Annotated in this window: 2 protein-coding genes; both read right to left on the bottom strand. The window is 56.3% G+C overall.

Annotated elements, in window-relative coordinates; translation table 11 throughout:
* Position 1: 1 nt before the first annotated feature.
* The gene (locus A5320_RS19585; protein ID WP_068069243.1) at positions 2 to 3,157 is read right to left on the bottom strand and encodes a non-ribosomal peptide synthetase; all 3,156 of its coding nucleotides are present in this window, start codon (positions 3,155 to 3,157) and stop codon (positions 2 to 4) included.
* A gap of 7 nt (positions 3,158 to 3,164) precedes the next feature.
* Positions 3,165 to 10,643, bottom strand: coding sequence for a non-ribosomal peptide synthetase (locus A5320_RS19580; RefSeq protein ID WP_068069238.1), 7,479 nt, complete (start codon positions 10,641 to 10,643; stop codon positions 3,165 to 3,167).

Genomic DNA, 10,643 nt, shown 5'->3' with positions numbered 1-10,643 from the left:
TTCAGTCTGCCTGCAACTGTTCTAGCAATGCCGCAGCTTGAGCTTCGGACATCGTTTCCAACAATTGATCGTCCAGGCCGTCCAGCAGCAGCAACCGTTCAATGGCCTGCGCCTGCTGATAAAGTCTGGGTTTACTAAAAAGGATGTCGATGGACAGTTCCACCTTGAACAGCAGGCGGATCCGCGATAACAGCTGAATGCTCAGCAAAGAATGACCACCCAGTTCAAAAAAATGCCCTAGCCTGCTGACCTGCGGTAATTGCAGTAAAGCAGCCCAAGCCTGCGCCAGCCGTTGCTCAATATCGCTTTGCGGCGCCTGATAAACCTGCGGTGACCATACCGGCGCCGGCAGAGCTTTGCGGTCCAGTTTGCCATTGGCATTCAGCGGCATAGCGTCCAGTCGAACAATAGCGGCCGGCACCATATACGCTGGCAGTTGTACCGCCAATGCGCTTCGCAATTGCGATTCCGTGAGCTGGCTAACCACATAAGCTATCAGTTTGAGCTCTGCATCGGCGTCTTTACTGACCAGCACAACGGCAGCCGTCACCGCAGGCATGCTGCAAAGCACAACTTCAATCTCTGCCGGTTCAATCCGCATCCCACGCAATTTTATCTGCTGGTCAAGCCGCCCCATAAACCGAATGCTACCATCCGGTAGATAACAAGCCAAATCACCGGTGCGATACAACCGGCTACCAGGCTCGCCGTAAGGGTTCGGTATAAAACACTCAGCAGTTCTGGCACCTTGACCAACATAACCGCGGGCCAGACTAAGACCGGCAATCAGCAATTCGCCGCTGCAGCCCAGCGGACATGGCCGCAAATGCTCATCGACAATGTATAGCGCCACGTTCTGGATCGCTTTGCCTATCGCGACAGCCCCCTGTTCCGCGGCGGCGCAATGTTGTGCCGTCACATCGATGGCAGCTTCGGTCGGCCCATAAAGATTGTCCAGCCGACGACCGCCTTTGGCATAAAAGTCGCTGACCAGAGCCCGGTTCAAAGCTTCCCCGCTGCAAATCACCTGTCTGACGCTGTCGCAATGTTGCCAGCCATTATGTTGCAAAAATGCCTGCAGCATCGATGGGACAAAATGCAACAGGCTAATCTGTTCAGCACGGATGGTTGCCGCCATATAGTCGGGATCCAGGTGGCCCTGCGGCCGGGCCATCACCAACCGGGCTCCGCAGAGGTGCGGCCACAGCAGTTCCCAAACCGAGACATCAAAACTGAACGGTGTTTTCTGCAACACTGCGTCTGCTGCCGTCAGCTGATATTGCCGCTGCATCCAATCCAGCCGATTCAGCAACGCCGTCTGCGAGATAGCCACTCCTTTCGGTTGCCCGGTGCTGCCTGAGGTATACAGCAGATAAGCCAGATTATCGCCGCTCAGCGGCACCACCGGATTTTCGTCCGTTCCGCCTGCTGCCTGCACGTCGAGCAACTGAACCGACAACGGCATTGTAACAATATCACAGGCGCCAGCAGCCGCCACCACCACAGCGATATTGCTGCTGCGAATCAACTGATGCAAACGCTCAACCGGATAGGACGGCTCCAATGGCACGTAATAACCGCCAGCTTTAAGAATGGCCCACACCGCCACCGACATTTCCACCGACCGCTCAAGACATAAACCTACCGGAACATCAGGCCCCACCCCGACAGCTATCAGTCGATGCGCGAGCCGGTTCGCCCGGCGATTCAGCTCAGCATAATCCAGTCTTTGTGCTGCCGACACCAATGCAATAGCCGTCGGTGTCTGCCTCACCTGCTGTTCAAACCACTGCGCCAGCGCAGGACGTTCGACGTTAACGGCGGTTTGATTGAATGCAGCCAGTTGCTGCAATTGCACCTGTTCAACCAACACCACTCGATCCAGCCGCTGGTTTGCGTCGGCCAGCATGGCCGTCAGGATCTGCGTCACACAACCAAGCAACCGCTGACCCATTCCGTGGTCAAATACCGCTGGGTCCAGACACAAATGCAACTGATAACTGCCGCTGTGATGCGCTCTGGCCAGCTGAAATGCCAACTGGTAATTGGTTTCTTCAAAAGTGCTGCCGCCGGCCATCACCGCATCGCTGCCATGTTCGCCATACACATGAAAATGGGTGTAATTGAACATGGAAGCGGAAAAATCCAGTCCGGTTTGCTGTTGCACTGCCGCCAGTGGAAAATGCTTAAGCCATTGAAGCTCTCCAAGCTGACGCTCACAAGATTGCAACAGTTGAGCAAAAGTCAAACCAGACAGTTGCATCCGGACAGGCAACGTATTCAGAAACAAACCGATGGTCTTATCACTGTCCACTATCTCCGGCCGGCCATGCACCACCACAGAACCGACCACATCGTCAGTGCCGCACAGCTGCGACAACAGCAATAGATACACCGCATGCCATAAGCTCTTTTCCTGAACCCTCAGCGCTGCCGCCAAAGCGACCAGTTGCTCACTTTGTCCCTGACTTATCTGCAACAGGTGCTGCGCGCTGCTGCGCTCGCGCTTTCCGGACCACCAGGGCAGCGCCGCATCGGCAAAGCGCTGCCAATGTGCCTGTTGCACACTGTCGGTCAGCGCTTTTTGCTCGCACAAGATAAAGTGCTTGTACTGCGGCGGCGGCGGCATGCTGCCGAGCTGACCTGTGCGGCAATACTGACCATATAAAGTCAGTAGTTCATTGACCAGATTGGCCAGACTCCAACCATCCCACAAGGCATGATGAAAGCTCAGTCCCAATACCAGCTTGTCGGCGCCGAGCAAGTGCACGCACATACGCCAGGGCAAAGCGGCGAAATCAAAACCGGCCGTTTTCTGCTGTTGTACCCATTCGTCCAGACGCTGTGTCGCTTGCTCCTCCGACAGCGTGCTGAGGTCCTGCACACTGAGCGGCGCCTCTGCTAGTTTCAACACAAGCTGCAACGGCCGCTGCTGCTGCAGATTGAACAAAGTACGCAACATGGCATGCCTGGCCATCAGATGGTCCAGCACAGCGCGAAACGCAGTTTCATGCCAGCTCAAGTTCAGCCGGTACAACAGCACATCATGATACAGGCTTAAGTGCGGGTGCTGCAGGCCGTGAAAAATCATGCCCTGCTGCAACAATGACAAAGGGTAGCAATCTTCAATTGCCGCTGGTGATTTCTGGTGGTTCATATACTGCTCAGACCTCAATGTTGAACTGCCCCATCAGTGACTGCATTTCATCATCACTGAGCAAAGAAAAGGCGGCTATTTGTGGCGTTGCTTCCAGCCGGTCTGCCTGGCCAGCCATGATGACCTGCGCCAAGGCGGCGATGGTCGGTGCGTCAAACAAGTTCTTGACCGAAAACCAGATATTCTGCTGCTGGGCCGCCGCCACCAACGCAATGGAGCGGATAGAATCACCGCCCAAGACAAAATAATTGTCGTTGATACCGATGCTGTTCAGCTGCAGATTGTGTTGCCACAGCTCGGCTAAAGCAGCCTCCAGTTCACTGGTCGGCGCAACATAATGTTGTTCAGCCCCGTGTTGCCAATCCATAACCGGCAGAGCGGCCAGATCCAACTTGCCATTAGCATTGAGCGGTAGTTGTTCGAGCAGTTGCCAGGCCGACGGCAGCATGTAGTCAGGCAAACTCTGCGCAAGATGCCCGGCTAATAGGGACTGATACTGCGGTAGTACAGCGCTCGGATCCAGCACGACAAAAGCAACCAGCCTGGGTTGTCCGAGCACATCGGTCTGCAATTGCACAGTGCAGTCGCAGACGCTTGGGTGCTGCCTGAGCACAGCGGTGATTTCCGCAAGCTCAATCCTGAAGCCACGCAGCTTGACCTGCTGGTCTTCCCTGCCAACAAAAGCGATATTGCCACCCGGCATGTAACGGGCCAAATCGCCGCTGTGATAGAGCCGCTCACCTGGCGTTTTGGCAAAAGGATTAGGCACAAAACGCGAAGCCGTCAGACCGCTTTGCCCCAGATAACCTCGTGCCAACCCAGAGCCAGCCAGATACAGACGGCCCACAGCGCCAACCGGCAGCAACTGCAAATCTTCATCCAGTACATAAGCCGCACTGTGCATCAGCGCTTTGCCGATAGGCGCGCTGCTGCAATGCTGCAAATTGTTCTGATCGACAGGCCATGTGCAGCTGAAGGTGGTATTTTCGGTCGGACCATAGCCGTTGATTAACATCGTAGCCGGCAACAGCTCGCTGGCTTTTTGTAGATGGGCAACGGACAGGGCTTCGCCGCCGATCAGTAACTGGCGCAAGCCGCTCAGCGTTTGCGGCGCATCGTCAATCACCCGGTTGAACAAAGCCGCCGTCAGCCATGCCGTGTCAATCTGATATTGGCCAATCAGCACCGCGAGGCCGGTAAAACCGCATTCGTTTAAGTCTGCCAGTACAGCGGTACCACCAGCGAGCAGCGTAGACCAAAATTCAAAGGTAAAGGCGTCAAATGACGGCGATGCCGCACACAGCACAACGCTATTGCCATCCAGGTGGACAAAACCGCCACGCACCAACCGATGAACGTTGCGATGGCTGACCGCAATCCCTTTCGGCTGCCCTGTGCTGCCCGAAGTGTAAATCAGGTAAGCCAGATTGTCGGCATGCAGACCTGACTGCACATTGTCTGTCGAATAGGCTCGCAGCAATTGCTGGCAGACCGGATGGTCCAGCGCAAACGTCTGATGGTGATGCAACAATTCCAGTTGTTCAAGCAAATGGCTTTCGCTGAGAATCAAGCGGCAGCCACTGTGTGCAAGCATCGCAGCAAGCCGCTGCTGCGGATATTGCGGATCGAGCGGCAAGTAGCAGCCGCCTGCCTTGACAATAGCCAGCAGCCCAATCGCCAATTCCAGTGAGCGCTCGGCACACAATCCGACCACCACCTCCGGCCCGACGCCTTTAGTCTGCAGATAGCGGGCGACACGATTCGCCCTGCCGTTCAGTTCGCGATAACTCAGCGACAAACCGCCGGCAACTAATGCCACAGCTTCCGGCGTATCTGCCACTTGCTGTTCAAACAACCAAGCCAGATGAACATCCCCGGCAAAAGCTGCCGCCGGCGGTTGCCAGTCGTGCAGTTGTTGCCGTTGCTGCTGGCTGCTCAGACATTCCAGCGCCCTTACCTTGGTCTGCTGCACATCTGCCACAGACTGCAATAAAGTCACAAAGTGCCCCAGCAACTCAGCGACAGCGCCTGCAGCAAACAAAGACGGCTGATAGTCCAGATGCAGCACCAGTTCGGCACCGGCGCCAATGCGCATCGTCAGGTCGTAGTCCGCCCCTTCGCTGGTGTCCAGCGTTTCGATAGTGAACCCATAGTCATCATGGTTCGCCACAGTGGCCAGCTGCGGATAATTTTCAAACACCAGCAAGGTGTTGAACAGATTTTGACCATAGCCAAGCCCCGCCAGCCGATTGACCGTATGCAACGGCAGATAGCCGAATTCTTCCCGTTCAATCTGCGCCCGATGCAGATTTTGCAGCCAATCCGCCAGCCGCTGATTAGTCGCGACGTCCAAACGTACCGCGATGGTGTTAATCAGCAAACCGACCATCTGTTCAATACCAGCCACCTCTGCCGGCCGGCAGCTTATGGTCTGACCAAACACCACTGTGCTTGTGCCGGTATATTTTGCCAGCAACCTAGCCCAAGCCGCCTGCATCAGCGTATTCAGCGTGACCCCGTAATGCCTGGCAGCACTGACCAGCGCCGAACTGCGGCCTCTGCTCAGTTGCATTTTTAGCTGAGCAGAGCCAGGCGATATTGTTTGTCCATGTGCTGGCGGCTCCAGCGGCAAACGGCTGGCGGCGGTGACCCCGCTCAAGTGCTCGCGCCAGTAACGCTCGGCTTGCTGCTGATCTCTGGTTTGCAGCCAACGCAGATATTCCCGATACGGTACTGCGGCGGGCAAATCCAATGTATACCCCTGGCGCAGAGCCAGGTAGCGTTGCAGCATCTCGTTGAACAGCAACGAAAAACTCCAGCCGTCCAGCAACGAATGATGGTGCGTCCATAACCAGCGCCAACGCTGATCAGCCAACCGAAGCAGTGCCATCCGCATCAGCGGCGGTTGATCAAAGTCAAACCCTTCTGCCTTATCAGCCAAACGAAACTGTTCGAAACACTGTTCAGTGTGCGCTTGCTGCCGCCAGTCCAACTGCTGCCAAGTCACTTCGGCCCCGGCACAGACCAGCTGTACAGGCTCGGCCCTGGCCCTGTCAGGATAAGCGCTGCGCAATACCGCATAACGGTTGACCAGTTGCACCCATACCTGCTCAAACAAAGCGCAATCGAGATGTCCAACCAAATCCACATACACCTGCGTGACATAGGCTGAACGGTCCTCATCATCCAGCAGGCTGTGAAACAACATCCCCAGCTGCATTCCCGTCAGCGGGTAGATGTCCTGCAACGTCGGATAATGCTGCTGCCACAAATCCAACGTCGGGCGGTCCAGCCTCGCCAGCGGAAAATCGCCTGGCGTCAAACGGGCCGGCCCAGCTACGGCACAATGCCGGACAATCTGGTGCAACGCATCGGTAAAGCGCTGGCCAAGCCATTCTATCGTCTGCTTGTGATGGCGCAGCGGGCAATAATCAATGACAAACACCAACCTGCCATTGAGCACGGAACCATTAAAACCCAACTGATAATGCCGGACCCGGTCCGCAGCAAAATCAGCGCCGCTGCTGGCTCCGACCGGTGCGAACAAGGCTTGCGGTCCAAACTGCTGATCGAACTGGCCGAGGTAGTTGAACACCACGGCCATTTCCGGTAGCGGCGGCAACACCTGCTGCAGATAACGCAGCACCCCATAACCAAAGCCTTGGTGCGGTATCTGCAGACACTGTTCTTTAACCGATTTAATCTGCTCGCCCAGTTCCGCCTGCCCGCCTTGCAAAGTCAAAGGGTACAACGTCGTGAACCAACCGATAGTTTCGGTCAGGTCGGTACCGGCAAACAGTTCCGTCTGCCTGCCGTGTCCTTCCAGCAGCAACGTCAGACTGGTACAGCCGTTCCATTGTTCGAATGCCCGTAGTAATGCACATAACAACAGGTGCTGAAGCTGAGTGCGGTAAACACCGCCACAGCCTAGCAAATCCTTGGTTTCCTGCTCCGTCAGGCCTACCATCACCTGCTGCGACGCACCGAATGTGTCGCTGGCATCTCCCTGTGGTAACGGATGATCGGCAGGGATTTGCATCGTCTGGTACTGAGCTAACCAGAAATCCCTTTGCTCGTCGGCGCTAGAGTCGGCTACGCGCATTGCCCAGTGCTGATAACTGGTGGTCTTTGCTGCCAACTTTATCTGCTGTTGCTGGCGCCACTGCGTATAGACCGTGGTCAGGTCGGACAGCAGCACCCGCCAACTGACCCCATCGACTATCAGATGATGCAACACCAGCAGCAAGCAACGGTCGCTGGGGTCTGTCGCCTCGAACAGCACCGCTTTAAACAACGGACCGTCCGCCAGTGTAAAACTCTGTTTGACCGCCAGGGCATACTGCTCCAGCTGTATCTGATACTGCTGCCGGTCCGAGCCCTGTAACTGCTGCTGCAGTACCATAGTGCCAAGCACAGCGGCCGTCAGCGGAACAAAATAAGGTTCCGGCGTAAAAATCAGCCGTAACGCATCGTGCCGGCTGGCCACGGCCTGCACGAAAGTCTGTACAAATGCCAGATCAGCGTCGGCCGGTACCGTTAGCAATTGCGACTGGTGAAAATATCCTGGCTGAGCCGTCTGTTCAGCAAAAAACCAGTGCTGGACCGGTAATAAAGGCATGCTCCCCACGGCAGGCGCCTGCTCGAATTGCTGCGATGCAGACAGCAAATGAGCGGCCAGTTCGCGAATAGTGGGATACTCGAACAACAGGCTGACTGACAGTTGCAGCCCTTGTGACCGGGCCCGGGACACCAACTGAATCGACAGGATAGAATCGCCGCCCAGCACAAAAAAGTTGTCGGTCACGCCAAAATCGGTAAAACCAAGCACCTGTTGCCAGATTTGATAAAGCGCCGCTTCACGTTGATTGGCCGGCGCTAGCCGTTGAGACTGATCGCCGATAGCCGGCAAAGCTTGCAGGCATACCTCTCCCTGTCCATTCAACGGTAAAGACTCCAGGCGCAGCCATTGGTCCGGCAGACGGCCGTGCGGCCCTTTGCGCAGCTGAGTTGCCACCGCAGCAATTGAGTCCGTCGCAACGACATAAACATGATATTGCAAACCGGCAACAGTATTTCTCGCCACCACTGCAGCCTGTTGCACAGTATCCAACGCACAAAGACGCTCTTTGATGGCAAGAGCCGGCATCGGCGCCGATACCGGTTTGGCAGCGACCAAGGTCCAACTGCCGTCATTGGCCCTTCTGGCTGATTTGCCCGTCCGCTGTCGGTCAGCACCGACACAAAGCTCGCCAACGACCCCAGGTGGCGCCAACTGACCATTAGGTTCAACCACAGTAATAGTCAGAGTATCGGCGGCGGTCAGTTGAGACTGGGTGACAGCCTGCAGCGCCAACGCACTCAAATAGGCCTGTGCCGGCGCCGGCTCGCAATCGAGTGTCATCCGTTGCAGCAAGCAGCGCAACGAATGCAGCAAAGTCGCTTCAGCCGGCAAGTCGACGCCGTACAGCATGGCCGCCGGCGCCGTTAAATCAGCACAATCTCCACCCAGCACGGCGGCAAGCTGTGCCTGCGTCAACGACTGGGCACACAGCCTGCCGTCATAGCGTAGCGGATACAGAATCAGGGCCGGCCTGTCGGCCAAATAGTCCGATTGCTGCCGGGTCGCAGGCAGCGACTGACCGCTGGTCAGCCCATGTTCGTCGATCACCAGCCGCAATGAGCTGTCAGCTATAATGGCCTGCTGCCGTAACGCAGGAAATTCCGTTGGGATCAGCACGGCGCAGGCGTCACAGGCCTGAATAGCAGCAATAGCGACTATCTTATCCATCGTATCGGCGAGTCGCACACCAACCCATTCGGCAGCGGCAACCCCGGCAGCTTGCAGCGCCGCTGTCAGTTGCAACCTCGCTTCCTGCCATTGAGTGCCCAGCAGCAGCTGAGACACATCCAACAACGGTAAAGGCGGCGGCGCTGCCGGGCAAAGCAACGCCACATCCTGCATATCAAGGAAATCATAACGACTGACCAACTGGCGCGGCTGTGCTAGCACCAGCTCGATAAAACGACGGAAATGTCTGGCCAGCCGTTCGATAGTTTCACGGTCAAAGAGAGCGGTATTGTACTCGAATTCACCGCGCAGCCCGGTCGCGCTATCCTGCATCACCAACGTCAGATCGAAACGCGCCGTTTTGTATTCGCCAGCCTGCTGTGGTTTCAATAGTAGCGGCAACCATTGCAGGTCAGCCGACGCATCCGTCTGTTGAGGCGTGTTCTGCAACGCAAACATCACCTGGAAAAACGGTGAAGCTGAATTGCTACGCTCCGGGTTCAACACCTCAACCAGTTTTTCAAACGGCAGATCCTGATGTGCATAGGCTGCCAGCGCTCGGTCACGCATCTGGTGCAGGACCCCGATAAAATCCAGTTGGTCAGACAGCTCGCAGCGCATCACCAGCGTATTGACAAAAAAGCCCAGCATCCCTTCGGTCTGAGCCTGATGGCGATTGGCGATTGGCGTGCCTAAAGCGACATCCTGCTGACCGCTGTAACGGCTCAGCAAGCAGGCAAAAGCGCTGATCAGCGTCATAAACAGCGTCACCTGCTGCTGCTGGCAAAAAGCTGTCAATTGAGAGGACAACGCTGCCGGCAAGGCAAATGCCAAGGTATCACCAGGCTGTGCCTGTTCCTGTCGCCCCGGCCTGTCCGTCGGCAATTGCAGCGGAGCCAGTCCAGCCAGTTGTCCAGCCCAGAAGGCTATCTGCTTGGCCAGCATAGGTCCTTGCAAATACTGGCGCTGCCAATTGGCATAGTCAGCATACTGCAGCGACAGCTCAGGCAAAGGCGAAGGCTGGCCGCGACTGAATGCCTGGTATAGCGCCGCCAGTTCGGCCAGAAATATACCACCAGACCAGCCATCAAAAATACTGTGATGCAGACAAGCCAGCAGCACCGCACCAGATTGACCGCTAAGCTGCAGCAAGCGGATACGGCACAGCCGCTCAGCGGCAAGATCAAACTGATAGTTTTGTTCAGCAAAATACTGTAACCGCAAAGCCGCCTCATCGGCCAGCCATTCTGGCGTGATAATCCAAGGCGCAGTATCAATCGTCTGCGTCACTTCAGCGCCGTCCCAGACAAAGCGAGTCCGCAGCACCTGATGACGCTGCAACAACGCCTGCAACGCCTGGCTCAGCGCCGTCACGTCAACAGCTCCGGCCGTTCTGAACGCAAGCATAATATTGTAGGCATCGCTGGCACCACGCAGCTGATGCAGAAACCACAAACGCTGCTGAGCGTAGGACAGCGGTTGCGGCTGTGCCCGGTTGACCTGTTGCATCAACGGCCATTGCCCTGCCGACTCTGTCCCGTTTAAGCGCCAGATGATGGCCGCCTTGTTCGCTTTCAAATGGACTGCGAGGTCAGCCGGCAGTCCGCCCGCAGCAACTTTGTATTTGAGCTTGTCACCGTCGACATACAGATAGACACCACCCGCAATGGCCAGCGCAAGGACTTCATCTACGGTCAT

The organism is Rheinheimera sp. SA_1, from assembly GCF_001669775.1.
In the GTDB taxonomy this organism is placed as follows: Bacteria; Pseudomonadota; Gammaproteobacteria; order Enterobacterales; family Alteromonadaceae; genus Pararheinheimera.
Note: the sequence above shows the minus strand (reverse complement) of the source record. Positions and strands in the feature narration are given on the sequence as shown.